At 65.6% G+C, this 24,481-nt stretch carries 25 protein-coding genes; 13 read left to right on the top strand and 12 right to left on the bottom strand.

Features of this window, described 5'->3' with window-relative positions:
- Positions 1-207: 207 nt before the first annotated feature.
- The gene (locus ACLJPD_RS28815) at positions 208-1,272 is read right to left on the bottom strand and encodes a hypothetical protein (RefSeq protein ID WP_410876308.1); all 1,065 of its coding nucleotides are present in this window, start codon (positions 1,270-1,272) and stop codon (positions 208-210) included.
- Between the two features lie 207 nt (positions 1,273-1,479).
- Positions 1,480-2,502 carry a DUF6301 family protein gene (locus ACLJPD_RS28810; protein ID WP_410876307.1) on the bottom strand — a complete coding sequence of 341 codons (1,023 nt, stop codon included), beginning with the start codon at positions 2,500-2,502 and terminating at the stop codon, positions 1,480-1,482.
- A gap of 188 nt (positions 2,503-2,690) precedes the next feature.
- On the opposite strand from ACLJPD_RS28810, the gene ACLJPD_RS28805 reads away from it, so the two are divergent.
- A complete protein-coding gene (locus tag ACLJPD_RS28805; protein ID WP_410876306.1) occupies positions 2,691-3,443 on the top strand; it encodes a hypothetical protein in 753 nt (250 codons plus the stop codon).
- A gap of 109 nt (positions 3,444-3,552) precedes the next feature.
- Here the strand turns inward: ACLJPD_RS28805 and ACLJPD_RS28800 are convergent, their stop codons facing one another.
- Positions 3,553-3,888 (bottom strand): hypothetical protein, encoded by a 336-nt coding sequence (locus ACLJPD_RS28800; protein ID WP_410876305.1) that lies wholly within the window; start codon positions 3,886-3,888, stop codon positions 3,553-3,555.
- A gap of 99 nt (positions 3,889-3,987) precedes the next feature.
- On the opposite strand from ACLJPD_RS28800, the gene ACLJPD_RS28795 reads away from it, so the two are divergent.
- Positions 3,988-4,548, top strand: coding sequence for a hypothetical protein (locus ACLJPD_RS28795; protein ID WP_410876304.1), 561 nt, complete (start codon positions 3,988-3,990; stop codon positions 4,546-4,548).
- Between the two features lie 116 nt (positions 4,549-4,664).
- On the opposite strand, the gene ACLJPD_RS28790 is transcribed toward ACLJPD_RS28795, so the two are convergent.
- Positions 4,665-5,186, bottom strand: a complete 522-nt coding sequence (locus ACLJPD_RS28790; protein ID WP_410876303.1) for a hypothetical protein — start codon at positions 5,184-5,186, stop codon at positions 4,665-4,667.
- 475 nt (positions 5,187-5,661) lie between these two features.
- Here ACLJPD_RS28790 and ACLJPD_RS28785 point away from each other — a divergent pair, with 475 nt between their 5' ends.
- The 3 genes from ACLJPD_RS28785 (at position 5,662) to ACLJPD_RS28775 (ending at position 8,726) form a co-directional block, all read left to right on the top strand.
- Positions 5,662-6,414 (top strand): SDR family oxidoreductase, encoded by a 753-nt coding sequence (locus ACLJPD_RS28785; RefSeq protein WP_410876301.1) that lies wholly within the window; start codon positions 5,662-5,664, stop codon positions 6,412-6,414.
- A gap of 139 nt (positions 6,415-6,553) precedes the next feature.
- Entirely contained in the window at positions 6,554-7,810 is a 1,257-nt protein-coding gene (locus tag ACLJPD_RS28780) for an aspartate kinase (RefSeq protein WP_410876299.1), read from the top strand.
- Positions 7,811-7,880: 70 nt separating this feature from the next.
- Positions 7,881-8,726: an alpha/beta fold hydrolase gene (locus ACLJPD_RS28775; protein ID WP_410876298.1), complete on the top strand. Its 846-nt coding sequence runs from the start codon at positions 7,881-7,883 to the stop codon at positions 8,724-8,726.
- A 4-nt stretch (positions 8,727-8,730) separates the two neighbouring features.
- Here ACLJPD_RS28775 and ACLJPD_RS28770 read toward each other — a convergent pair whose 3' ends face one another.
- A complete protein-coding gene (locus ACLJPD_RS28770; RefSeq protein ID WP_410876297.1) occupies positions 8,731-9,450 on the bottom strand; it encodes a GNAT family N-acetyltransferase in 720 nt (239 codons plus the stop codon).
- 650 nt (positions 9,451-10,100) lie between these two features.
- On the opposite strand from ACLJPD_RS28770, the gene ACLJPD_RS28765 reads away from it, so the two are divergent.
- From ACLJPD_RS28765 to ACLJPD_RS28755, 3 genes are all read left to right on the top strand, one after another.
- On the top strand, positions 10,101-10,391 hold the full coding sequence (locus tag ACLJPD_RS28765; RefSeq protein ID WP_410876296.1) for a hypothetical protein: 291 nt from the start codon (positions 10,101-10,103) through the stop codon (positions 10,389-10,391).
- 93 nt (positions 10,392-10,484) lie between these two features.
- The gene (locus ACLJPD_RS28760; protein WP_410876295.1) at positions 10,485-11,909 is read left to right on the top strand and encodes a sugar porter family MFS transporter; all 1,425 of its coding nucleotides are present in this window, start codon (positions 10,485-10,487) and stop codon (positions 11,907-11,909) included.
- Between the two features lie 35 nt (positions 11,910-11,944).
- Positions 11,945-13,087 (top strand): N(5)-(carboxyethyl)ornithine synthase, encoded by a 1,143-nt coding sequence (locus tag ACLJPD_RS28755; RefSeq protein WP_410876293.1) that lies wholly within the window; start codon positions 11,945-11,947, stop codon positions 13,085-13,087.
- An 85-nt stretch (positions 13,088-13,172) separates the two neighbouring features.
- Here ACLJPD_RS28755 and ACLJPD_RS28750 read toward each other — a convergent pair whose 3' ends face one another.
- Positions 13,173-13,820 carry a TetR/AcrR family transcriptional regulator gene (locus tag ACLJPD_RS28750; protein WP_410876292.1) on the bottom strand — a complete coding sequence of 216 codons (648 nt, stop codon included), beginning with the start codon at positions 13,818-13,820 and terminating at the stop codon, positions 13,173-13,175.
- Positions 13,821-13,922: 102 nt separating this feature from the next.
- On the opposite strand from ACLJPD_RS28750, the gene ACLJPD_RS28745 reads away from it, so the two are divergent.
- From ACLJPD_RS28745 to ACLJPD_RS28730, 4 genes are read left to right on the top strand one after another with little or no spacing between them, the layout of a single operon-like run.
- Positions 13,923-14,759 carry an SDR family NAD(P)-dependent oxidoreductase gene (locus ACLJPD_RS28745; RefSeq protein WP_410876291.1) on the top strand — a complete coding sequence of 279 codons (837 nt, stop codon included), beginning with the start codon at positions 13,923-13,925 and terminating at the stop codon, positions 14,757-14,759.
- A 23-nt stretch (positions 14,760-14,782) separates the two neighbouring features.
- The gene (locus ACLJPD_RS28740) at positions 14,783-15,709 is read left to right on the top strand and encodes a ferritin-like domain-containing protein (protein WP_410876289.1); all 927 of its coding nucleotides are present in this window, start codon (positions 14,783-14,785) and stop codon (positions 15,707-15,709) included.
- Entirely contained in the window at positions 15,706-16,266 is a 561-nt protein-coding gene (locus ACLJPD_RS28735) for an NAD(P)/FAD-dependent oxidoreductase (RefSeq protein WP_410876288.1), read from the top strand. Before ACLJPD_RS28740 ends, ACLJPD_RS28735 begins: the two co-directional genes overlap by 4 nt.
- Positions 16,263-17,738, top strand: coding sequence for a flavin-containing monooxygenase (locus ACLJPD_RS28730; protein ID WP_410876287.1), 1,476 nt, complete (start codon positions 16,263-16,265; stop codon positions 17,736-17,738). The genes ACLJPD_RS28735 and ACLJPD_RS28730 overlap by 4 nt, the downstream gene beginning before the upstream one ends.
- A gap of 16 nt (positions 17,739-17,754) precedes the next feature.
- On the opposite strand, the gene ACLJPD_RS28725 is transcribed toward ACLJPD_RS28730, so the two are convergent.
- The 4 genes from ACLJPD_RS28725 to ACLJPD_RS28710 form a co-directional block, all read right to left on the bottom strand.
- Entirely contained in the window at positions 17,755-19,737 is a 1,983-nt protein-coding gene (locus ACLJPD_RS28725) for an AfsR/SARP family transcriptional regulator (RefSeq protein WP_410876286.1), read from the bottom strand.
- Between the two features lie 21 nt (positions 19,738-19,758).
- Positions 19,759-20,421 carry a TRADD-N-associated membrane domain-containing protein gene (locus ACLJPD_RS28720; protein WP_410876285.1) on the bottom strand — a complete coding sequence of 221 codons (663 nt, stop codon included), beginning with the start codon at positions 20,419-20,421 and terminating at the stop codon, positions 19,759-19,761.
- Positions 20,422-20,630: 209 nt separating this feature from the next.
- Entirely contained in the window at positions 20,631-20,981 is a 351-nt protein-coding gene (locus tag ACLJPD_RS28715; RefSeq protein ID WP_410876284.1) for a histone-like nucleoid-structuring protein Lsr2, read from the bottom strand.
- Positions 20,982-21,126: 145 nt separating this feature from the next.
- Entirely contained in the window at positions 21,127-21,975 is an 849-nt protein-coding gene (locus ACLJPD_RS28710; RefSeq protein WP_410876283.1) for an SDR family NAD(P)-dependent oxidoreductase, read from the bottom strand.
- Between the two features lie 42 nt (positions 21,976-22,017).
- On the opposite strand from ACLJPD_RS28710, the gene ACLJPD_RS28705 reads away from it, so the two are divergent.
- On the top strand, positions 22,018-23,007 hold the full coding sequence (locus ACLJPD_RS28705) for an alpha/beta fold hydrolase (RefSeq protein WP_410876282.1): 990 nt from the start codon (positions 22,018-22,020) through the stop codon (positions 23,005-23,007).
- On the opposite strand, the gene ACLJPD_RS28700 is transcribed toward ACLJPD_RS28705, so the two are convergent.
- Together ACLJPD_RS28700 and ACLJPD_RS28695 are read right to left on the bottom strand one after the other, a co-directional pair.
- Positions 22,989-23,579 (bottom strand): dihydrofolate reductase family protein, encoded by a 591-nt coding sequence (locus ACLJPD_RS28700; RefSeq protein ID WP_410876281.1) that lies wholly within the window; start codon positions 23,577-23,579, stop codon positions 22,989-22,991. The two genes, ACLJPD_RS28705 and ACLJPD_RS28700, sit on opposite strands and share 19 nt — an antisense overlap.
- The gene (locus tag ACLJPD_RS28695) at positions 23,576-24,385 is read right to left on the bottom strand and encodes a metalloregulator ArsR/SmtB family transcription factor (protein ID WP_410876280.1); all 810 of its coding nucleotides are present in this window, start codon (positions 24,383-24,385) and stop codon (positions 23,576-23,578) included. The genes ACLJPD_RS28700 and ACLJPD_RS28695 overlap by 4 nt, the downstream gene beginning before the upstream one ends.
- Positions 24,386-24,481: the final 96 nt, after the last annotated feature.

Here is a 24,481-nt window from a genome sequence, read left to right as displayed (position 1 = left end):
TTACTTCGATCAGCGACCCACATTCGATGCACTCGGTCATGTAGGGCGCGGATTCGAGCACGGTGTTCATCTGTCGAATCCTAGATTTGATGTTGCGAGGCATGCCGACAACGCACGCACATGCCGCCGGGCGGGCGGTATCGAACGTCCGCAGCCGCCGTCCAGCGCTGGTGAAGGTCCGCCTAGCCGGTAGTCGGCTGAGATCGCTCAGCGGTCGGACTGGTTCAAGCCGAACCGGATCTCATACAGCGACTGACTCGACTCGCGACCCCACTCTTGCTGCGCCCAGGCTTGGCTGAGCTCCAATTGTTCAGGACTCGAGGCGATTTCGCCCAGTTGCACCATCGCTGTAGCCGCTGCGGCCTGGCCTCCTGCTGAGGTCAGCGGGAAGGTCTGGTTGAAAACTTCCTCGCCGCCGCCATCGCGCCGCTCCAGGTAGCAGGTGTCGTCCTTGGTCGAGAAGATCCCCTGTACAGAGCCTTCCGAGCTGGTACGGGTGATCGTCCAGATGATGTCGGTGACGTACCGGCGATGCGTCGGCATGTCGGAGCAGAGCGCGACGAACAACTCGGTCAGTCGTCGGTCCAGCCCATCCCAGGTGGTGGCGGCGGGTTCGGGGAGGCCCCATGTCGGCAGTCCGGCCGGACCGCGGTTTCGGTCCGGTCTGACCTGCCAGCTGTCACGGGCCTGCCAGTCGTCTCCCCACTTCCATTCCCAGTGCTCGCGGCTCTCGGTGGGCTCGGTCGGCTCGATATTCAGATCGACCAACGAGTACCTGATCGAACGTGAGCACCGGATGGTGACATCCGGGCGACACCACATCGCGAAGGCATCGGGCCCACCGACGAGGGGTGGTTCCCCGAGTATCGCTACGCATGCGGCGAGTACCTGCGCATAGGTGTTTTCCAGGTCCACGGGCGCCGTGTACTGAGCTATCCGCAGGTTATGGAACTCGCCGAAACCCCACCGTTCGGGATCCATGTAATCGGGCGTCTTGGAGGCCGAGCAGTACACTTTGTCCGTGTCCGACCCAAGCCGGGCCTCCAGTTGATAATCGTCTTCGGTGACCGGCCAGCCCGTCCGGGCGAGGATCGGGTCGATGTGCTCGCGGGACCACGAGCCGAGGTCGAGATGTTCGAGCAAGGAAATCAGATCGACCAGGTGCTGCCCCGGAGCGAGCGCCAGAATCACCTCGGCATACCTATCCGAACCGCCGTTCAATCGCATGAATAGTTCTGTGGCCGCATCGGTTTCGACTGCCTCTTCACTCACGCGGTGAATCTAGCAACTCCGTCCGACGACCAGTCGTGAGGCCATTTCCGGTTGCTGACTTCCGGTCGGGCCGCCGACTTCAGGCGTACTGGTGCTCGGGCCGAAGACGCCCTCTAATGCCGCTGGGCGTGCACTGGTCGGCCGTCCAGCTCTGTTGGCCGTCGGAGTCTGGAACGTCCGCTTCTGCCGATGTTCGCGCCTGAGCAACTACCAGCACTTCATTCGGAGCTGAGACGGGCTTTCGAACTCGAAGTACCCCCGCAGCGCCCCTACTGCTTTGTCCGCAACAACACCGAAGATTTCGTAGCGCGCGGGCCAATCGACTTGCAACGACCAGAGAGTGCATTGGTCGCCCACCAGTCGAAACCAACCCGCCTCAATCATCGACCGCTCGCATCCAGGGCGGCTCAGATACCGATCATCACCGAAGGGATTTTCCGGCAGGGTGATTCGCAGCGCGAGTGCGCCCTCCGATTCCAGCCAATCCTCACTGCGGGGATTGTAGGAACACTGGATGTAGCGGTCATCGTCGCATTCCACGTCAATCACGCTGTTGCCGTGCTCGGAACACTCCAGTCTGAGCAGCGTCAACCTCAACTCTTCGGAGAAGTGTTCCCAGCTGACGCACCGATTGGACGCCGCTGGCAGATCGTCGTTGTCTTCCTCGCCTTCCTCTTCCTCGTCGTCATGGTCTAGAAAGTCGTCCTTGTCCAACCACTTGACGTATGCCGGATTCTCGAAACCCAGCTCAACGCTGCCGCTCCTACCTCTGAGGACCATGACTGCTTCCGGAAAGCGCCAGCGCAACGAGGGCCATGCTCCCGGAAGCGATTCCGAGGGGCTTCCGAAGGCCTCGGTGATCGCCTGTGACAGCTCCACGAAGGCATCAATGATGCTCGCGGACAACAGTTCAAGTTCGGTTATCGGGCCGGCAGACTCGGGATCCTCGCTGCGGGTCCAATCGGTGACGTGCACGGATACAGCCATCACCGACTGGCCGGGAAGCAGCCCATACAAGCCGGAATTGCGGCGGTCACTGCGTATGCGGGCTTCGGGGCGGTTGACACTCAGGTCGGTGGCGAGGGTGTAGGGCGGTCCGGCCGATGCCAATTCTTTCGGTGGCCATCCAGTGGCTTCACAGAGCCTGGCGATGCCTTCCTGGGTCCATATCCAGCGGAAGCCTCGCCCGAACCGAGCAAGCACGATAGCGCCCTGAGTGTCGATCTGCACCTGGCGAGCCTACGTTCGTATCTGTGCGATCGGAACGCACTCTCATGCCGCGGGGCGCGCGATCTGATCGCACGACGGCCACCCGCAGATCGGTTGGCCGCCAACGTCTCTAGAACATTCGCATCTGCCGATGAGTGGGAGTCGGCTGCCGATCCGGTAGATCAGGCACCGATCAATAGACTGCCGTCGTGGCGCTAGATTACGTGATCAATATGGGGTGCGGCCCCAAGCAAGCATTGGGTGTCGACAAGATCCAGGAGCTGTTGAAAGCTCGCGGTTATGCCCGCTACCTGCTGCAGGTGATGCGGGAGCAAGGCAACCAGATGTCCGCCGACCAGATCAGATTTCGGTCCAGCCTGTCGCGACCTGGCAACGTGACCGAAACCGAGGGAGAAATCCATGAGTTGATCAAGCGGACCGCCGTACTCGACGACTACCAGCACGAATGCGTATCCTGCCCGGCCAACCTGCACGGTGGGTATGGCTACGGCTGCTACGGCCGAGTCAACTACCCCATCGATCCCGAAACCGAGCAGCTGCTGCTATCGATGTTGCCCGACGACCTCACGCTGCCAGGTGCTGGAGCGGAATTTCGTCGTGCGCTAGACCATTTCGGATGGGATGGACAGCAGGCGGCGGCGCTGCGCGCGGAGAGCAGGACCTTCTTCAAGACGGCGACGACGCCCGTACGGCGCTGGCCGACTGGAGAGACCTTCACCGGGGATCAGGTATTCCAGATGCTGTTCATGCCTGTTGGCGCTGATTGGTCCTACGCAATGATGCTGGCCATTGCCTTTCGCGTCGCGCGGCTGGCCGAGGAATCCGGGACATCGTTCGAACCCGCTGAACCGGTCGCTGAGAACGCGCTGCAGGCTGCTCTTTTCCTCCAAGCCCTCGCTGCCGCCGCGGTGCAGAGGCTCTCGGTGCTGATGGACGGGTGAGCGTCGGCGACGTAGCTGGGCATAGCGAATGCACTCATCTGCCGCAGGGCGCGCTACCACGAACGTCCGCATCTGCAGATGCCGAGCGGGTTGTCGCCAGGAGATCCGCTCAGCTATCTGCAGGAAAACGGTGCTCGATCGCTTGACGAGCCATCATCCAGGCCATTTCGAATTCCTCGGCCGCTATTTGCTCGAGGGCACTGGCCTCGACATCCCAATCGTCGGCGCTACCCTCCGCGAGCACACCGTACTTGCGCTCGTACACCTGAACCGCAGCGAGTCCCCCGTGGTCTCGTGCATATGTCACCTCCGCCACCGACGCGGCCGTGACCGGCTCACCGTCAGCACCTCGCAGATCAACGTGCCGGTTCGGCCAGCCATCGTCATCAAGTTCGATCAGGAGCCAGATGCCCTCATATGCGTAGAAGTCGCGAATCCACCTCATCCGACCAGTATTACGGCTGTCGGCCACCAACAAGCAAACGCACTCAACTGCCGCTGATCGCGTTGACCCAACCGGCAGTGCCTTGGATAAGCTACGGGCGTGTGGCCCTTCGTCGACGAACATGCCTTCTGGGTCTGGGCTGATGACGCCGACGCGGAGTTGATCGAACAGGACGAAGACGTGATGCTGCACGACCCAGCAGGGCTGACGCTCCTGTTGGGTGCTGCCGAGGATTCCGGATGCCCCAAGCAGCGCTACTGTGCCGCAGTCCTGCACGACTACTCCCGCCGGATTGTGGGCTGGCAACTCTCGGACGCCTATTCAGCGCTGCAAGCTGCCGCCGCGCTAGCGTCGACGAGCCATGAGGCTGGGGTGCGCCGATGGGCAGACTATGTGACCCGGTTGTTCTCGTACCTCAGCGATGCCGGACCAGTGAACCGTGCCGATGCCGAGCAGATGGCCAAGGATCTGCTGACCGGCCCCGCCGAAAGGCTGAAGGTACAGGTCGCCCCCGGCGAAAAGCACTGGCAATGCGCTGAGTCCGACAGCTACCCGACATACCTCTACGTCGACCGCAGGACTGGTGCATATCGGATGACACGACCACGTCCACTGTCCGGACAAGAACTCAGCACTTTGCGCCGCGATCGTGTCAGGTGAACGCACTCTCATGCCGCTGGGCGCGCGTTGGTCGGCCGTCCAGATCTGTAGGCCGTCAGAGTCTCTGGAACGTCCGCTTCTGCCGATGTGCGGACGATCTATGAGCAGATCGTCATTTAGACCCGGTTGAGTTCGGTGAGGTCCCAAATCCCATCTTCACGGAAGCCTGTCATCTCCGCAGCCAAGTCGACAGCCACCCCATAGAGGCATCCCTCTCCCGCTGACGCCGTGTACTCGGTTTGCGCATCAGACAGAATCTCGGCGAACGCCGTCGGCAAATCGCCTTCGTATTCGAGATGGTCGGGCTCCCTTCCAGAGTCACAGTAATGAGCCACCATCCACACCTGGCTACCGTTCCTCCAACCGGTAGCGGCGCTGTCCGGCCCGTACGACGACTCGTAGCAAGCAACCACCTCCGCGCCCTGTGACAACTGTTGCAGTATCCGGGTTTTGCTGACGTACCCCGCAGGGTCTACGTCGTAGTCGACCACGACGTACCAGCCCTCCGACAACGCCTCACCTGCCAGCCGCGAACTGCCTGCAGAATGTGCAACGCCCGTGTCAGCCAAGCCCAGGTCGTCAAGAACGTCTTGCGGGGTCCGTCCACGAATCGCGACCCAGGAGAACATAGATGCCATGCGTGAGAATGTAATTGGAGCCACTGACACAGACGCACAAGCGCACTGTAATGCCGCATAGCGCGCTGATCTGGTCCGGCGCGGACACGTCGCAACGGATGCGGCAGGCAACGCTGACCACCCGCCCGATATCAGCAGGCAGATGGACTGCCGCACCCCTCCGGGGCTTGCCACCCAAACCCCATATCGGTTGCGACGCAGGCGAACATCTACGAGTGTGTAATGAACATCTCACCCCCGCCAACATGGCGACTTCTTCGCGCCGCAGTCCGGCCACCCGGCGTTGACCGCCACCGGCCATCCCGAACTCCTCGGGCCGCACCTGCTGGCGGCGGGCCCGCAGGAATGCACCGAGATTGCTGTCGGAATCCATGCATTCGAGGGTAGGCCGACCGCGCGGCGCCTGGGTGGCCCTCTCGCTACCAGGAAGTTTCCGACCTGGCAGGCGTCGAGAACCGAGACGAACGTGGTGGCCATGACAAACAACAACAGCGCAGGCCGGGTCGCCGTCGTCACCGGGGCATCCAGCGGTATCGGTGCCGCCACCGCGCGCCGACTGGCAGCCGACGGCATGAAGGTCGCGCTGCTCGGGCGGCGCAAGGATCGGCTCGAAGAACTCGCGCACAGTATCGGCACCAACACTCTCGCGGTGGCCGTCGACGTGAGCGTGCGCCAGTCGGTCCTGGATGCCGCAGCCCAGGTGCGTGCCGCGTTCGGCTCCGTCGATCTGGTCGTCGCGAACGCCGGCGTCATGCTCGGCGCACCGTTCGAGCAGGGCGCGATCGACGAATGGGACCAGATGGTGGGGACGAATATCAACGGATTGCTCTACACCGGAAGAGCTTTTATCGATGACCTACTCGCCACCGCGAACGCGGGCCGCAGCGCCGACCTGGTGTTCGTCGGTTCCATCGGTGGCCACGTCGCTTTTCCGAACTACGGCGTCTATTGCGCCACCAAGGCGGCGGTAGCGCACCTGACTCGCAATCTGCGCACCGAGTTCGGGCCACGCGGTGTTCGGGTCAAGAGCGTCGAACCCGGATTCGTCGGCACCGAACTCGGCAGCGGAATGCGCGACGACGCCCGGCGCGCCGAGCTCGCCGACTGGCGGGACGGACTGGAGATCCTGCTCCCCGCCGACATCGCCGATGCGATCGCCTATGCCGTCTCGGCACCACGTCGAGTGAACATCGCCGAACTCATCGTCGTCCCCACAGAACAGGGATGATGCCGGGGCTGCCGCCGAAACCATTCGGCGGCAGCCGTTTTCGTTGCCGAATTGGTACGGCCGTGCCCGGATTGCCTGGATACTCGGAGGTGTCACCCGCGCGATCGCACGTGGGGGAGCAGGGGAGAGGACTTCGCAGATGGCCCTGGTTGTGCAGAAATTCGGCGGTTCGTCGGTCGCCACCGCGGAGCGGATTCGGCGGGTCGCCGAGCGGATCGTGGAAACGAAGAAGCAGGGGCACGATGTGGTGGTGGTCTGCTCGGCGATGGGCGACACCACCGACGAGCTCCTCGAATTGGCGGGTCAGATCTCCTCGGCACCGGAACCACGCGAGCTGGACATGCTGCTCACCTCCGGTGAGCGGATCTCGAATGCCCTGGTGGCCATGGCGATTCATGCGCTCGGCGCGGAGGCGAGATCACTGACCGGATCCCAGGCGGGCGTCATCACCACCGGCGCCCACGGCCGCGCCAAGATCATCGAAGTCGATCCCGGCCGGGTGCGCCGCGCACTCGACGACGGCGAAGTGGTGCTGGTCGCCGGGTTCCAGGGCGTGCGCCAGGACAACAACGACGTCACCACACTCGGCCGCGGCGGCTCCGACACCACCGCCGTCGCGCTCGCCGCGGCGCTGCACGCCGATGTCTGCGAGATCTACACCGACGTCGACGGGGTCTTCACCGCCGACCCGCGCATCGTGGCCGACGCCCAGAAGCTCGACCAGATCTCCTACGAGGAAATGCTGGAAATGGCGGCCTGCGGTTCGAAGGTGCTCATGCTGCGCTGCGTCGAATACGCGCGCCGCTACCAGGTGCCCGTGCACGTGCGCTCGTCCTACACCGATGCGATCGGCACCACCGTCTTCGGTTCGATGGCCGACATCCCCGCCGATCAGGCCGTACTCACCGGCGTCGCGCACGACCGCGACGAGGCCAAGGTGACCGTGGTCGGCCTGCCCGACCAACCCGGCTACGCGGCCACGGTGTTCCGCGCCGTAGCCGATGCCGAGATCGGCATCGACATGGTCGTGCAGAACACCGGCACCGGCCGTACCGACATCACCTTCACCCTGCCCGCCGCCGACGGCGCGCGTGCCGTCGCCCTGCTGCGTGATCGCCGCGCCGAGATCGGTTTCGCCGATGTTCGCTACGACGACCGCGTCGGCAAGGTCTCGCTGATCGGCGCGGGCATGCGCAACAATCCGGGCGTCACCGCCACTTTCTGTGAGGCGCTGGCCGCGGCGAACATCAATCTCGACCTGATCGCCACCTCCGAGATCCGCATCTCCGTGCTGGTCCGCGACACCGACCTCGACGAGGCCGTGCGCATCCTGCATCGAGCCTTCGACCTGGGCGGTGCGGAGGTCGCCGTGGTGCACGGCGGGACGGGCCGATGAGCCCGGTTGACCCACCCCGCACACGCGGAGTAACTTACCAAAAAGTAAGTTCGGCGGGACGGAGGGTTCGTTGCACACCCGGTTGACCTCCTTCACCAGGGCGGGACTCGAGTTCGACGTCGTCGACTCCGGTCCGCCCGACGGCCCCGTCATCATCGCGCTGCACGGCTTTCCGCAAACAGCCACCTCGCTGCAGCCGCTCACCGCATTGCTCAACGCCCGCGGCTACCGCACCGTCGCGCCGAATCAGCGCGGCTATTCACCGGGCGCCCGGCCGCGGGGCCGACTCGCCTACCGGGTGCCCGAACTCGTCGATGACGTGGTCGCGCTGATCGAGGGCATCGACCGTGGGCCGGTGCACCTGGTCGGGCACGACTGGGGTGCGATGGTCGCCTGGTCACTGGCCGCGGCCCGCCCCGAGCTCGTCCGCACGCTGGTGACCGTGTCGGTGCCGCATCCCGGCGCCTTCGCCCGCTCGATGATCAGCAGTGATCAGCTGCTTCGCTCGTCGTATATGGGGTTGTTCCAGCTGCCGGTGCTACCCGAGCGCCTCATGCACTCGCGGCCCGCCCTGCTCGACAAGATGCTGGCCAAGTCCGGCATGTCCGCGGACGCGATCGCCCGTGTGCACGCCGAGATCATCGACACGGGCGCACTCACCACCGCGTTGAACTGGTATCGAGCCCTGGCGATGATCACACCCAAGGCGGTGACGGGACGCGTCACCGTGCCGGTGACGCATGTGTGGAGCACCGGCGATACGGCCCTGAACCGCCGCGGCGCCGAACTGACCGGCGAATTCGTCACCGGCGACTATCGCCTGGCCGTGCTCGACGGCTCGCACTGGCTGCCCGAGGAGCGCCCGGACGAACTCGCCGCACTGATCGCCGAACGCATCGAATCGCCGCGCGGCTGACGCCTCAGCCGATCGGCGAAGAAGCCAACGGCCACAACGCTTCCACGGTCGCCGGAATCAACGGTGCCCGCCGTACACCGGCGCGGGCCGCCAGCTGCTCGTGGATTCGCCCGCGGACCCCCGGCCATTCGTCATGCAGAATCGAATAGAACGCGGTATCGCGCACTGCGCCGTCGAGACCGCGCGAATGTGCCCGTCGCACACCGTCACTCACCGCGCCGAGGCGTTCGATCGCCGCCCGGGAGCGCAGGTTGCGTGCGTCGGCGCGCAGGGTCACCCGGCGCACACCCCAGCTGTCGAAAGCGTGGGTGAGCAGCATCAGTTTGGAGTCGAGGTTCACCTGACCGCCCCGCACCGCGGGGGTGAGCCAGGTATTGCCGATCTCGACAGCGTCGGGGATGGCCCCGCCCGGCAGCGCGGTGACCGGTTCGGCCGATAACGGCCAGGTCAGCGGCCCCTGCCAGTAGTCGAGCCGAGTGAATCGGGTCGCGCCGACCACACACTCGTCGGCGATGGTGACGATCGCGAAGGCCAGTGCCGTGCCTGCCAGCTGCGCCGCCTCGGCCTGGAAGACGTACGTGCGTGCCTCCTGTTCGCCGTGCGGGACGACGGTGAACCCGGAGCCGTCGAGCACGGCAGCCGCCGCGATCAGACCGGGAACATGGTGGGGTGCAAGAGGTTCCAGCCGTGCGATGCGGCCGTGGAGGATAACGGGTGCGGGCATGGTGACCGGCGTCCTTCGTTTCAGAGGGTCGCCGAAGCACGAGGCGTGGATCTCACGGCACGTGCTTGCGGCGAAGCGACACGAACGATCCAGCAGCATCGAAAACTAGAAGGACATTAGCGGACCGTGACGAGATCCCCACATCGATCGTGGGAAATGTCGTGGCCGGAAAGTTTCCGGCCGCGTCGATCGTTTCTACCGGTGGTCGGCGTGCGGTTTCGTCACGGTGTCGTGTCGGTGGCTCGCGGAGGTACCAACTGGATCGCGATGTGCTTCATGGCAGGTTTTCGCACGTCATGGCCGTAACGGTTCGATAAATGACACGCATGGCACTTTTCTGAGCAAACGTCCAGTTGTGCTGAGGTTTGCCAGTTCCCGCGCATGTTTCCGCAGAATGTAACGTGTGTTATCTCATCGTGTCGCACCTGTGTTCGATGTGATGCAGATCACACTGCCTGTAATACGATAGGCCATACTGGCAAGCTCGTAATTGCTGAACGTTAACCGTCCGTGATCATCCACCGGGTCGACGCAGATTCGCGATCACGAACGTCCCGCACGTCCACCGCGGCGCGACGGTACTCGAAAGATCCAGTATGGATCGCTGATCGGCCGTGGTGGGACGGCTGCACGGAAGGGGCCTCATCGTTATGAGCAGCATGTACTTCGAACCGAACAGCAACCTGTCAGTTACCGAACGGGGTTATCGCGTCGCCGCTACCTCGGCCGCCGAATCGCCCCTGGCGCCGCTCGCGACGCCTGCCCTGGTCCTCGGGATGGTCCTGCTCGGCCTCGGCACGGCCGGCCTGCTGCGCCTCGGCGCCTGGGTGGGCAATTACGGGCCCGTCCTGGTCGTGCTGGCCTACCTCCTCTACATGGCCGCTGCGGTCAGCCTGGCGCTCTGGGGCGCGGTAACGATCTGGTCGCTGCACCGGCGATAACCACGCTCAGCGGGCAAGCAGCCGGGCAAGGCGGCAGGCGGCGATCGCGGTTCGACGGATGAATCTCCCTACTCCATCGGCGGAGGTGCGGATATGCCCGATTCCTCTCGTGGATCGTCCCCGGCCGACGAAGCTGCGGTCGAGACGCCATCCGATTCACCGGAGCGGGTCGCGATCCGGGCCAGGATCAAGAAGTTCGTGCTCACCGTGGTGGTCATCGCCGCGCTCGGCGGTGCGCTGTTCGGCTACGACACCGGTGTCATCTCCGGCGTGCTGGTCTACCTCACACCCGACTTCGCGCTGAGTCAGACCCAGGTCGGTGTCATCACGAGTTCGCTGCTCATCGGCGCGGCGATCGGCTCGATCACCGGCGGCTGGATGGCCGACCGGTGGGGCAGGCGCAGGACGCTGCTGTTCGCGGGCGTGCTGTTCTTCGTCGGTGCGATCGCCCAGGCGCTGGCACCCGATGCCACGGTCATGATCATCACCCGGCTGGTCCTCGGCGTCGCCGTCGGTACCGCCTCGCTGGTGGTCCCGATGTACGTCTCCGAGATCTCCCCGCCGACCTATCGCGGACGCCTCGTCTCGATGAACTCGCTGATGATCGCCAGCGGGCAGTTGCTCGCCTATATCGTCAACGCGCTGCTCGCCCCGACCGGGAACTGGCGGCTCATGCTCGCGATGGCGGCCGTTCCCGCCGCGGCACTCGTGATCGGCATGTATTTCATGCCGGATTCACCGCGGTGGTATCTGAAACAGGGTCGCGACGCCGATGCGAAGAAGGTGCTGCGACAGTCCTATTACCCCGAGAATGTCGAGCCGACGATTGTCGAAATAAAACAGTCCGAGGCTGCCGATGAGGCGGTCAAGGACAGTTTGAGTGACCAGTTGCGTAAACCGAAGGTGCGGGCGCTGTTCTACACCGGCGTCGGATTGGCATTGATTCAGCAATTCGTCGGCGTCAATACCGTCATCTATTACGCGCCGTCCACGCTCACCCAGGCGGGTTTGGGCGACAACGCGGCGATCACCTCGTCGATCGGTATCGGTATCGGCGCGGTGGTCGGCGTGCTGCTCGGTATGAGCCTGGTCGACAAGATCGGCAGGCGCCCACCGATGTTCCTCGGAATGGCGATCATGGTCGCGGCGTTGGTCGGTATGGGTCTGATCGAACGGCTCACGCAGAGCACTGCCACCGGCTACGTGCTGCTGGCGTTGATGATCGCCTATGTGTGCGCCTTCCAGCTCGGTGTCGGTGTGCCCACCTGGTTGCTGATCTCGGAGATCTTCCCCGCCCCGATCCGCGCCACCGCGATGAGTATCTGCACCTTTCTCATCTGGATGGGCAATTTCGTAGTTTCCCTGGTTTTCCCGCCACTGGGCGAGCTGTGGGGCGCGTCGACGATGTTCTTCATCTTCGCGGTGATCTCCGCGTTCTCGCTGGTCTTCTGCTATCGCCGGGTGCCAGAGACCATGGGCGAGTCCCTCGACGACATCACCAACGAAGCGGAGAGCTGAAAAGCCTACGGGTAAGCTGACCAGGTGAAGCAACTGTGAAACACCTGACCGTGGGCGTCGTCGCGACCTCTCGCAAAGAAAACGAACACCGGCTGGCCATCCACCCGGCTCACCTCGACCGCATCGATCCCGGACTGCGCGGTCAGATCTATCTCGAACACGGTTATGGCAACCGATTCGGCTATCCCGACGAGGTTCTCGCCCCGCTGGTAGCGGGCCACCGCACGCGCGAAGAACTCTTCGCCGAGTGCGATGTGATCTTGCTGGCCAAGCCGCTGGCCGAAGACCTCGCGCAGATGCGTCCCGGCACGATCGTCTGGGGCTGGCCGCATTGTGTGCAGGACGCGCGCATGACCCAGCTGGCCGTGGATCGCGATCTGACGCTGATCGCGTGGGAGGCGATGAACCACTGGACGAAGTCGGGCGAGTTCAGCGTCCACGTGTTCCACAAGAACAACGAACTGGCCGGCTACTGCTCGGTCATGCACGCACTCCAATTGCGTGGTGTCAGTGGTGATTACGGTCGCCGGATGCGTGCGGCGGTGATCAGCTTCGGCGCAACGGCGCGTGGTGCGGTGCGGGCACTGTCGGCATTGGGGATCAGCGATGTCACGGTGCTGACCCAACGCAATGTGGCAGCGGTGGCTTCGCCGTTCGCGTCGGTGCGGATGCAGCATTTCCAGCGTGATCCCGCGCTGCCCGGGCGGACGCTCGCGCTGAAGGCGCCGGAGCCGGGGCCGCTAGCGGAGATGCTCGCCAATTACGACGTGGTCGTGAACTGCATGTTCCAGGACACCGAGGACCCGCTGACGTTCGTCATGAACGACGACCTCGAACTGTTCGCGCGCGGAACGCTTTTCATCGATGTGTCCTGCGACGAGGGGATGGGCTTCGAGTTCTCGCGCCCGACCTCGTTCACCGATCCGATGTTCACGATCGGTGACGACCTGCACTACTACGGCGTCGACCACAGTCCCTCGTTCCTCTGGGACTCGGCCACGTGGGAGAACTCCGAAGCCCTGCTCGAGTACCTGCCGATCGTGCTCGGCGGCCCCGAGGCGTGGGATGGGAACGAAACGATTCGCCGGGCCATCGAAATTCGTGGCGGTCGGGTGCAGAACCCCCGGATCCTGTCGTTCCAGGGCCGCGCCGAGGCATATCCGTACGCGGTGACCTGACGTTCGGTGATCAGCGGCGCGCGGGTGTGTCCCGCGTGCCGCTGATCTGTCTACCCGTGGTCGGTCCGACCAGTACCGCGGCGGGTTATCCGATGATCTCCGGGGGCAGGAACATCGCGCCGAGCTGCGTCGCGATCGCGCCGGTGTGGTCGACGATGCGCTCGGCGTCCACCGTGAGTACGCCGGAACGCCACGCGGACAGCAGCTCGATGAAGCCGCCGATACCCGCCAGTGTGCTCATGCGCATAGCGGTTTCGTCGACGTCGGGGCGCAGATAGGGCCAGGCGGCGGCGATGAGCAGATCGGTCGCGTCCGTGAGCATCGTCTTGCGGCGCTGTTCGAGTACGGCGCTGCCCGCGTGATCGGCCAGCAGAATCCGGGCTCGTCCGCGCAGGTCGGTCTGTAGTTCGACGGCGCGGGTGATGGCCGCGCGAATGATCTCGAGTGGTGTCCGGTCGGCATGTTTGGCGACCACGCTCGCCAGCTCGGCGAACACCCCGACGCACACCTCGTCCCAGACCGCGGCGAGCAGTTCGTCGCGGTCGGCGAAGTGCTCGTAGAAGTAGCGATCGTTGAGCGAGGCCCGCTGGCAGACGCCACGCATGGTCACCGCGGCCCACCCGTTGTCGAGCCAGATATCGAGGGCGGCCTCGACCAGACCGACTCGCCGCTGCGCCCTGCGCTCCTCGGCGGTCCGCCCACCCCAGGTCCGTGCCGGTGCGCGCACATCCATGGTTGACAAAGTACTCCTCCGCGCGCCTAATTGGTGTCAGGTGCGGCCAATGGTGGCAGATGCCACCAGTTGGAGTCGCACCGGGTCGACCCGGGAGTTGCCATGCGATTGTTCCCCTTCGGCGGACACCGCCGAACCACTGCCGCCGATGCCGTGGTGACCGGCGCGGGCAGTGGGATCGGACGCGCGTTCGCCGTCGAACTCGGTCGCCGCGGCGGGCGGATCGTGTGCTCCGATATCGATCCCGATCGTGCGGGCGACACCGCCGAACTGGTCGAGGCGGCGGGCGGCAAAGCCATCGGCACCCGCTGCGACGTCACCGTGATCGACGAGGTCACGCGGCTGGCCGCGACCGCGCAGGACTGGTTCGGTGCTCCGCCGACCGTCGTCGTCAACAATGCGGGGATCGGCGCGGGCGGACCGGTGGTCGGCGAGTTCGCTCTCGACGACTGGCAGCGCACACTCGGGGTGAATCTCTGGGGCGTCATCCACGGCTGCCATGTCTTCGCGCCGATCCTGCGCGCGGCCGGGCGCGGATCGCTGGTGAACGTCGCCTCGGCGGCCGCCTTCGGCGCGGCACCGCGAATGGCCGCCTACAACGTCAGCAAGGCCGGTGTGCTGGCCCTGTCGGAGACGATGTCGGCCGAGCTGGCAGGCACCGGCGTCGGCGTGACGGTGCTGTGCCCGACCGGCGTGAAAACCGATATCATGACCGCGGATTCGCCGATGGACGACACCGCCGAGCGCCTCGGCGGGCTGCTGCTGCGCTGGACGGGCCGTGCGCCGGCCGCCATCGCCCGCACCACGCTGGACGCGGTGGACCGCGGCGATCTGTATGTGGTGCCGCAGCTCGAGGCCAAGGTCCTCTGGCAGGCCAAACGCTGGCTACCCGCGACCTACACCCGTTCGGCAGGCCTGCTGGAGCGGGTCGTGCGCTGATCCACACCGAAGGAGATCGAACAATGACGTTCGCCTACCCCGATATGCTCGCCACGATTCGCGCCAAGCAGTGGGCGCTGGCCGATATCGATTGGGACGCACCGGGTGCCGACACCATCACCGACGAGCAACGCCCGCGCTTGGCCGCCTTCATGGCCGACCTGGTGTGGATCGAACACGTGGGCGCCCGAGGCTTCGCCGCACTGACCCACCAGGCACCGCCCGGCCCGCTGCGTGAGATCTATCGGTACTTCCATGCCGAGGAACAAAAGCACGCGAACGCCGAACTCGCGCTGATGCGCAGGTGGGGGATGCTCGCCGACGGTGATGCGATGCCGGTGCCCAACAAGAACATTCGGCTCGTGATCAGCTGGCTCGACCGCTACGCCGACCGACTGACCCTGCCCGTACTCGGCACCGTCATCCCATCGCTGGAGACCGCGCTCGACGGCGCGCTGGTGAAGTTTCTGCTCGACGAGGTCGAGGACCCGGTGTGCCACGAGGTGTTCCGGCACATCAACAGCGACGAATCCCGGCATCTGGCAGTCGGTTTCCAGGTGCTCGAACAACTCGGCGCCGGCCCGCTGCGCCGGATCGCCATCGAGACAGCAGGTTTCGCGGTGCGCCCGTCGTTCGTGCTCGGGGCGCTGCTGTACGCGCCGCTGCTGTCACGGATGTCGACCAATATCATCGCGCTCGGGCTCGACGAGGAGAAGCTGTGGCAGGCGGTGCGCCGGTACGAGAACGTGGGGGAGCGCAGTCCGGCCATCCGCCGGGTTCCGCTGTATCACGTGGTGAAGATGCACGGGAAAGCCACCATTCACCGCCGTCAGCCGTTCCAGTTGCTCGCCGATGTGTCCAATGCCTGTATCGATCGCTTCCCGATCCGGGTCCTCGGCCACCGGCCGTCCTGGTCCGACGAGCTCACCTATGAACCGGTGGCGAAATGACGACGCCCCGTTTCGTCGGCACCTTCGCGGGCCGTCAGCTCCACACCACCGCCTTCACCCCGCGGCACGAATTCAGCGGTCAGCGAGTCGCGATCATCGGCAGCGGGGCAGCGGCCGCGCGACTGCTACCAGGAATCGCCGCCGAGGCCGCGCGGGTGACGGTGTTCCAGACCGAGGCGGCCTGGATCCTGCCACGCCTGCCGCTGCTCGGTGCGACGACGCCGCGTCGAGCACCGCAACGGCTCATCAGGCTGGTGGCTCGCGTCAATCTTCTTGTCCAGGTGCGTGATTCATGGTTGCGCCACCGTCTGACACCGGATGACACCGCGGGCGTCGCGGTGCACAACAGCTACTACCGCACCCTGCGGCAACCTCACTGCACGCTGGTGACCTGGCCGATCGCCCGGCTGGTGCCGATGGGTGTGCGCACCGTCGACGGCATCGAGCACCGGGTGGACAGCATCGTCTACGCCGACGACGCAGGCCACGTCGTGCGCACTGTCGCCCGGCCCGGCCGCCTGCATCCGTCGGCGGCACTCGTGAAGGAGATCGCATGAGCACCAAGGGAATCGACCACGAGATCGTCATCGTGGGAGCCGGGTTCTCCGGGATCGGCGTGGCGATCGAGTTACGCAAGGCCGGGTTCGACGACTTCGTGATCATCGACGAGGCCGACGGCGTCGGCGGCACCTGGCATTGGAACACCTATCCCGGTGTCGCCGTTGACATCCCGTCGTTCAGCTATCAGTTCTCCTTCGAACAGCGCACCGACTGGTCGCGGGTGTACGCGCCCGGCCGCGAACTCAAGGCCTACGCCGAATCGTGCGTGGACAAGTACGAGCTGCGTCCGCGCATTCGCTTCGGCATCACCGTAGTCGGCGCGGATTTCGACGAAGAGGCCGACCGATGGGTGCTGCACACCACCGACGGCGAACTCACCGCGCGGTTCGTGATCAGCGCGACCGGCGTCCTCACCAGGCCCAAGCTGCCCGAGATCCCCGGCATCGAGAGCTTCACCGGGACCACCATGCACACCTCGCGCTGGGATCACCGTCAGGACCTGCGCGGCAAGCGCGTGGCGATCATCGGCACCGGAGCTTCCGCGGTGCAGGTGATCCCGGAGATCGCCTCGCAGGTGCAACACCTGACGGTGTTCCAGCGCACGCCGATCTGGTGTCTGCCCCGCCCTGATCTGCCGTTGCCCCTGGCCGCTCGCCTGGCGCTGAAGATCCCCGGTGGCCGCACCGTGACGCGGCTGGTCAGCCAGACCTACGTGGAGTTCACCTTCCCGCTCGCCGCCCACTACCACCGCTCCCTGCCCACCGCGGCGATCGGCGAACGCGCGGGCCTGGCCCATCTGCGCCGCCAGGTGAAAGACCCCGCCGTGCGGGCCGCACTGACCCCGAAATACGCCCTCGGGTGCAAACGACCGAGCTTCTCCAACGACTATCTGTCGACCTTCAACCGGGCGAACGTGACCCTGGAAACCGAGGCGATCAGCGAGATCACCCCCACCGGTGTGCACACCACCACCGAACACCCCGCCGACGTCCTGATCCTCGCCACCGGCTTCAAGGTCATGGAGTCGGGCAACATGCCGACCTACGACCTGCACGGCGTCGGCGGCCGGAACCTGGAAACCTGGTGGGACGAGAACCGCCTGCAAGCCTACGAGGGCGTCAGCGTCCCCGGGTTCCCGAACTTCTTCTCCATCATCGGCCCCTACGGCTACAACGGCGCGTCCTACTTCACCCTGATCGAGAACCAGACCCGCCACATCCTGCGCTGCCTGCACCACGCGCGCACCAAGGACGCGGACCGCATCGAGGTCACCGAGGAAGCCAACGACCGCTACTTCCGCGAAATGCTCGCCCGCCGTGGTGGTCAGGTGTTCTGGGACGAGAGTTGCGCCGTCGCCAACAGCTACTACTTCGACAAACACGGCGACGTACCCCTTCGCCCTGCCTCGACCCTCGAATCTGCTTGGCGCAGTGGGCATTTCCCGCTGACGGACTACGCCTTCACGTAGCGGCGAGACCGGGCCGTCAGTGTGACGACAGCGCCGACTCGATGTTGTCGAGGTATTCGCGCACCGGACCCACGCCGATGAGCCCGCTCTGCGCGGTGGTTTCGGCCGCCGCGGGTGACAACTGGGTCCGGGCTCGGCGCATGATCTCGACATCGTCGACGGCAATGGCCGCCTGTGCCACGATCGCCCACAGTGCTTCGAACAGCAGGTCACGTGGCGGGGACGTGATGTCGTGCAGAGCGTTTTGCGCACTCTCGGACTCGCCGCGCGCGACGAGCAGGAGGGGCTCGACCCAGGATCTGTAAGGCCCCCAGTCTGTCTCGGAGGCGATCGCGGCGATCCGTTCTGTGTCGTGATGGCGCAGATACAGGCTCAGCTCGGCCAGTGGTAACAGGCCGCGTTCGAGTCCTGGCATTCCCGCTCCGTCGAGGGATGCGGCGGCTGCCGCGTACGCCGCTCGTGCGGTATCGAGATCCGTTGTCGCACTGGTACGTAAGGCCCGGTACCAGGTGGTGAACACCTCGACCAACGGCAGTTCGTAGCGCTGGGCGAGCGCGTCGGCAGCGTCGGCATGGCGGTCGGCGCCGGCGTGATCGTCGAGAGCGCACCGGGTTTGGATGAGGATGAGGTGGCCGAGCACCTCGGACGTGACGAGTTTGCTGTGTGCCGCTACCTCGACGATCTCGGTGCCGACAGTGTCGCGTCGCTGCGCCAGTCCGGCGCGCTGGAAGCTCTGCATGAACACACCGTTGAGGGCGAATGCCAGCAGCGTGGGCTCGCGCAGCCGCCGCGCGATTTCCTCGGCCTGGCGGGACGCACGCAGCGGGCGCAGACCGGACTCGGTCGGTGTGTCCACCGGCAGGGCGCCACGGGATTCGACGGCGATGGTCGCGAGCAGTCTGGCTCGGTCGGCGTCGTCGTGGGCGGGCAGGCGCAGGAGGGTCTTCTCGGCGATGTCGACGAGCCGTCGGTCCTGTGCGGGGTCGTCGGAGCGGGTCCAGATCGCGGGTACGTCGTAGATACCGATCACCCGGGCGGTCAGTTCGGCGTCACCGAGTCGGTCGGCGGTGACGACAGCTGAAATCCTATGTGCGCGGGCGGCTTCCAGTCCGCCGCCGCCCGTCACCGCGAGGTCGCGCATCAGGCCCGCGGTCGACTCGAGCCGCGTTCCGGTGCCCGGCGGTACCGCGCTGTCGTACGCGGCACGCGCCTGTTCCCAGACCTGCACGGTGGGATCGGTGGCGACCGGGTCGAGGTGTTGCGCCTGGCGCAGCAGATCGTGTTCGAGGCGTCGCAATGCCGGTCCGGGGTCGATTCCGAGATTCTCGGCCAGCATTCGCCGGGCCCTGGCGAGGACAGCGAGCGCGTCGGCTTGACGGCCCGAGCGGTACAGGGCGGTGGCCAGCAATCCCCATGCGTCCTCGCGCCACGGGTGCTCGGCGACGTGCGCGTCGAGGTCGGGAACAGCCGCAGCGGCGGCACCCAGTGCCAATTGCGCTTCGGCGCGGCGTTCGACCGCCAGCAGTCGCTGCTCGGTGAGCCGTGACCGTTCGGCCTGTGCCCATCCCGCGTCGGCGAAGTCGCTGTAGGCAGGTCCCTGCCACCAGCGCAGTGCCTCGGTGAGTAGTGAAAAGGCTCGACCCGCGGGCAGTGTCGATGCCGACCGCACCGCATCGTCGAATCGCCACGCATCGACGGCATCGGGTTCGGCGCGCAGCGCGTAGCCGAGTCCTTCGGTGACCAGCAGGCGTGCCGGTGTGCGGGGCGGGCGGTCGGGCTCGAGCGCGCGCCGCAGCCCGGCGACGAAGGTACGGACCGCGCCGACCGCGTCTGCTGGTGGCTCGTCCCACAGGTCCTCGACAAGCAGGCTGACCGGCACGATCCGCCGGTGGGCGAGGATCAGCCGGGCGAGCACCTCGCGGTAGCGCGGACCGCGCAGCGCGACCGGTTCGCCCAGGTCGTCGTGCGCGAGCACCGGACCGAGCACCTGAAACCGCATCAGGCCGATATTAGTGCGCGGTCATCGGTTACTCATCGCCGCACCGTGCCCCGACGCCGGATGATCCACTCCGGATTCGACGGGCACGGCCCGAAGTAGTTCGGTGACTTCCGTTGGCGTCGCGGACGGAAACAGTTGTCGCACGCCGATCATCGCCAGCAGCCGATCCTGATCGGCGCCGACCCCCATCCGTGACACCACATCATGCGCCGCGCGGTTGGCTTCCGCGATCTCGTCGGCTTTGCTCAGGCGCGTGAGGTTCTCACTCACCAACTTGTCGAGATCGGTCGAACGCTTGTAGAACAATGCGGTGATCCCGACCGGAACCGCCCCCATGATCGACGTCGCGGCGGCCGCATCCCGATTCCCGAATGCCACCATCGACGCCGCGGCCAGTACCACTACAACGCCACAGCAGCCACTGATCATGTATGCCCAGAAGAACGCTGTACTCTGCGCCATCGCACTGCGCACCTGGCGCAGGTATTCCTCCGTACGAGGACGGATCGCCGGGGCGTAGTCGATCGTCGAATCCGCCTGCTGCCCCGTCGTCACTATCGGGTCCGGGTCACCTGCAATGGCCACTTCGATTGCCCGCTTGTTGATCCGGCGGCTGAACGTCGTCGAGAACCAGGCCGACACGGCCGCGACAAATGTCGGAAACAGACCACCCAGGCCGATCAAGGCCAGTATTTCGTCCATCGTATTCCCCCGAAAGAAGCGCTCACACCCCAGCGAAGATGCACTCTACCGCGATTCGATCGGATCCAGCCCGCTCACCCAGTGGCACAGCACGATGCGCGGGACGACGCCGGACTGCGCTCGATGGTCGGAGCGACGAAAACAGCACGGCGCGCAGGGAATGCGCGCCGTGCTGTCGATGAACCGAAACTTTATGCCGAGGCCTGCTCATAGGCCGAGATGACCTCCGCCGAGATCCTGCCGCGGCTGGACACCGTGTGCCCGTTCTGCGAAGCCCACGCCCGGATCTCGGTCAGATCGTTGCGGCGGGTGGATTCGACTGCCGGTGCCGTGCCGAGCCGACGTGCGGTGCCCGCCTTTGCCCGGCCGGTGCGACGCGCGTAGGGAACCCACTGCTCGAATACCTCACGCAACTGCGCCGCGTTGGCATCGGAGAGGTCGATTTCGTAGGCCGCGCCGTCGATTCCGAATGTGACAGTCGCATCGGCAGCGGACGTGCCATCGAAATCATCGACAAGTGTGACAACGACTTTGCGCGCCATGGGAGTCCTGTTCGTTCGGGTGCCGAGAATTACCGTCGCCGATCTTAGTTGACCGGCGCGCGGGTTATTCGCTCGGTATCGGTGGCGATCGGTTCGCGCGTTTACCGGATTCATCACGGGCGGTTTCGTCGACGAGGGTTACGGATCAGTCGGCGCGCGGAATGCGTCCGTCTACGTCGGTGAACCCGTAATCCTCGGCGAGGTCGGCGACTTTCCAGGACTTGCCGGAGCGCGTGGACCGGCCCGGGTCGGCCGCGAGGGCAACCACCCCGCGCCCGGCGAAACGCGGAGTCTCGGCGGCGTCGAGGTCGAAGGTGCCTTCGCCGGGCAGGGTGACCTGACGGCGGCCGTGCTCGTCGGCCGGAACCAGCTGCAGCAGCTCGGTGTTCACGATTCCGGGCCAGATCGAGACCGCTGTCGCGCCGGTGCCGTCCAAGTCGTGGGCGAGGTCGGCGGTGAGGCGGTCCAGCGCGGTCTTGGCGACGCCGTACACGGCGTTGTGCATGTACCGCCGGGCGCCGGGGGAGGATACGTTGACGATGAGCCCGGTCGATTCGATCAGCAAGGGCGCCGCGAAAACGCTCGCCACGTAATGGGATCGCACGCCGATGTCGAAGGTCTGGTCCCAGGCTTTGGCAGGCACGTCCCAGAACTTGCGGCCGAGCCAGCGGGCGGCGGCGGGGGAGTTGTAGACGTTGTTGACGAGCACGTCGAGGCGGCCCTGCTCCGCACGGATGCGGGTGAACAGTTTCTCGACCGCGTCGTCGTCGCGGTGATCGCAGATCACCGCGATGCCGTGTCCGCCGAGCTCGGTGATCATCGCGGCGGTGTCGTGCACGGTGCCGGGTAGTTTTCCTGGCTCGGCGGTGCGTCCGGTGACATACACGGTCGCACCGGCCGCGCCCAATTCGAGGGCGATGCCTTTGCCGATACCGCGACTTGCCCCGGTCACCACCGCGACGCGCCCGGCCAGAATCTTGGGTGTTCCGCTCATGACCTCCGGACACTACCGTCAAATCAGAACACGTTCTAGAAAATGGAGGCGGCAGTGGAACAGAGATTCCTCGATACCGGCGGCGTCAGGATGCATGTCACCGAACAGGGGCAGGGCTACCCGGTGGTGTTCTGTCACGGTTTCCCACATACGGGATACATCTGGCATCGGCAGGTGGCGGCCGTGGCCGCGGCGGGATTCCGGGCCATCGCGCCCGACCTGCGCGGTTACGGCCGCACCGATGCCCCCGCCGACATCGCCGCCTACACCAACGTGGCGGTGATCGGTGATCTGCTGGCCCTGCTCGACGACATCGGCGCCGAGAAGGCCGTGTTCGTCGGCCTCGATTTCGGTGCCCAACTGGTGTGGGAGCTGTCGCTGCGTGCTCCCGAACGCGTCGAAGCCGTTGTGGTGCTGAACAATCCGTACGCTCCGCGCCCGCCGCGCCCGCCGTCGGCATTCTGGACCAAGGCGGCCCAACGTCATTTCCTGCACCTGTCCTACTTTCAGGAGCCCGGGGTGGCCGATGCCGAACTGGCCGCGCGGACGAGGGAATTCCTGTCCCGCGTCTACTACTCGCTCTCCGGCGACTACCACTATCTCGACACCTGGAAGAACCCACCGGGCCTCGGCTACCTCGACGTGCTGCCCCAGGCGCCCGCGCTTCCGTGGGCCTGGCTTTCCGAGAGTGAATTCGACGCCATCGCAGCAGAATTCGAACGCACCGGCTTCACCGGCGGTTTGAACTGGTACCGCAACCTGGACCGCAACTGGGAACTCGCCGAGCCCTTCACCGACGCCATGATCCAGGTTCCGGCCTACTTCCTCTACGGCGAGAACGACCCCGACATGGAAGGCTTCAGCGGCCGTGACCCCCTCGCCACGCTGCGCGCCAATGTCGCCGATCTCCGCGCGGTAGTGGAACTTCCGGGCGCGGGCCACCTCGTGCACCTCGAACGAACTGACGAGGTCAACGACTTCCTGATCACCGCCCTGCGGGAGGTCGGCGCCGATCAGCGCACGCGGTCGTAGGTCAGGGCCATCTCGCCCAACTCGCCGACCTCGTGACGTGCGAGCGTCCACTGTGATCCGGGCAGGCCGTCGTCGAACAGCCGCTGACCGTTACCGGCGATCTCGGGACAGATCAGCAGGTACAGCCGGTCGATCAGGTCCGCCGCGAGCAGATCCTTGATGACGGTCGGGCTGCTGTTGACGAGAATCTCGCCCGTCCCGGTGCTTTTCAGCGTGGTGACGAGGTCGGCGGCGGGCATGTTCACGATCCGAGTGCGCTCCCACGGCGCTTCGGTCAGCGTGGTCGACAGGACCACCTTGTCGGTGTCGACCAGCCATTTCGCATAGGCGCGGTCGCGGGGGTCGGCGTTCTCGTCGGCGGCGACGGTGGGCCAGTAGGTCAGGAAGCCTTCCGCGTTGACGCGGCCGAGCAGTGCGGTCGACGCGCCGTCCCAGATGCGGGTGAGGTGGTCGCGGGCGACCTCGGTGGTGGCGTAGCGGACGATCGCCTGCGCGTCGGTGGGGCCGCCGGGGCCGTTGTAGCGGCCGTCGAGGGTGAGGCCGATGTTCGCGGTGACAAGACGGTTGGTCATGGCTGTTCCTTGCTGTGGGGGAGGGTGTTCGCGAGGTTGTCGAGGACTCGGTCCCAACCGGTTTCGATGCCGGCGATGAAGGGAACGGCCGCGACGGTCGTTTCGGTGATGGTGAGATGGAGGGTCAGGCGGGTGCCGCCGGGGTGCTCGTCGAGGGTCAGGTCGTAGTGGCCGGTGAAGGAGACGGCGCCCGCGGCGTCGAGCACCGACAGATCGAACTCGAGCCTGCCCGGCTGTTTCGCGGCCCCGACCCGCCCCTCGGAGCGGTATCGCCGTCCCTCGGCGTCGCGGTAGTCGAGCACCGCGTGGCCGCCCTTCCTCGGCTCGATGACGCAGTCTGTGATCGTCATCGCCGGTGGCGCCCACCAGGATTCGAGCAGACTCGGATCTGTCCAGTACTGCCAGACGAGGTCCCGGGACGCGGTGAACGCGCGCTCGAAGGTGAAGCTGCGTCCGTCGGCCCACCGATTCCGGTCCGCGGCAAGCGATTCCACCGCGATGGCGGCTCGGTACCGCTCGACGACGTCGCGCTCGTCCGCGTGTGCGGCGATGGTGTCGACCAGGTCGGCGAGCCTGCTCTGGAGTTCCCGCAACGGTGCCGACTCGACCGCGTAGACGCGACGTTGTCCCAGCGGAAAGACCGTGACGAGCCCGGCGCGGGCCAGCGTCTGGAGGTGCTTGGTGGTCTGCGGCTGCCGCAATCCGGTCGACTCGGCCAGTTCGCCGACGGAGCGGGGTCGCTCGGCGAGTAGTTCGACGATGCGCCACCGCGCCTTGTCTCCCAGTGCTGAGGCGATCGCGTCCATGGTTTGAGTATTCACTAGGAGGAATATTCCTGTCAAGGAATATAGCGAGGTTGGCTGGACGCGGCTGGTCGGGCGGTGGTTCGCAGCCGAGTTGTC

Source organism: Nocardia sp. A7 (assembly GCF_046549215.1).
Taxonomy (GTDB): domain Bacteria; phylum Actinomycetota; class Actinomycetes; order Mycobacteriales; family Mycobacteriaceae; genus Nocardia.
The sequence above is the reverse complement of the archived record's forward strand: the minus strand, read 5'-3'. Positions and strand labels throughout refer to the sequence as shown.

Coding starts and splice junctions, on each gene's coding strand:
- ACLJPD_RS28765 (WP_410876296.1), top strand. CDS start 10,101: ATGAGCAGCATGTACTTCGAACCGAACAGCAACCTGTCAGTTACCGAA.
- ACLJPD_RS28760 (WP_410876295.1), top strand. CDS start 10,485: ATGCCCGATTCCTCTCGTGGATCGTCCCCGGCCGACGAAGCTGCGGTC.
- ACLJPD_RS28715 (WP_410876284.1), bottom strand. CDS start 20,981: ATGGCGCGCAAAGTCGTTGTCACACTTGTCGATGATTTCGATGGCACG.
- ACLJPD_RS28750 (WP_410876292.1), bottom strand. CDS start 13,820: ATGGATGTGCGCGCACCGGCACGGACCTGGGGTGGGCGGACCGCCGAG.
- ACLJPD_RS28785 (WP_410876301.1), top strand. CDS start 5,662: ATGACAAACAACAACAGCGCAGGCCGGGTCGCCGTCGTCACCGGGGCA.
- ACLJPD_RS28800 (WP_410876305.1), bottom strand. CDS start 3,888: ATGAGGTGGATTCGCGACTTCTACGCATATGAGGGCATCTGGCTCCTG.
- ACLJPD_RS28710 (WP_410876283.1), bottom strand. CDS start 21,975: ATGAGCGGAACACCCAAGATTCTGGCCGGGCGCGTCGCGGTGGTGACC.
- ACLJPD_RS28705 (WP_410876282.1), top strand. CDS start 22,018: ATGGAGGCGGCAGTGGAACAGAGATTCCTCGATACCGGCGGCGTCAGG.
- ACLJPD_RS28780 (WP_410876299.1), top strand. CDS start 6,554: ATGGCCCTGGTTGTGCAGAAATTCGGCGGTTCGTCGGTCGCCACCGCG.
- ACLJPD_RS28735 (WP_410876288.1), top strand. CDS start 15,706: ATGACGACGCCCCGTTTCGTCGGCACCTTCGCGGGCCGTCAGCTCCAC.
- ACLJPD_RS28770 (WP_410876297.1), bottom strand. CDS start 9,450: ATGCCCGCACCCGTTATCCTCCACGGCCGCATCGCACGGCTGGAACCT.
- ACLJPD_RS28695 (WP_410876280.1), bottom strand. CDS start 24,385: ATGGACGCGATCGCCTCAGCACTGGGAGACAAGGCGCGGTGGCGCATC.
- ACLJPD_RS28730 (WP_410876287.1), top strand. CDS start 16,263: ATGAGCACCAAGGGAATCGACCACGAGATCGTCATCGTGGGAGCCGGG.
- ACLJPD_RS28700 (WP_410876281.1), bottom strand. CDS start 23,579: ATGACCAACCGTCTTGTCACCGCGAACATCGGCCTCACCCTCGACGGC.
- ACLJPD_RS28740 (WP_410876289.1), top strand. CDS start 14,783: ATGACGTTCGCCTACCCCGATATGCTCGCCACGATTCGCGCCAAGCAG.
- ACLJPD_RS28790 (WP_410876303.1), bottom strand. CDS start 5,186: ATGGCATCTATGTTCTCCTGGGTCGCGATTCGTGGACGGACCCCGCAA.
- ACLJPD_RS28745 (WP_410876291.1), top strand. CDS start 13,923: ATGCGATTGTTCCCCTTCGGCGGACACCGCCGAACCACTGCCGCCGAT.
- ACLJPD_RS28725 (WP_410876286.1), bottom strand. CDS start 19,737: ATGCGGTTTCAGGTGCTCGGTCCGGTGCTCGCGCACGACGACCTGGGC.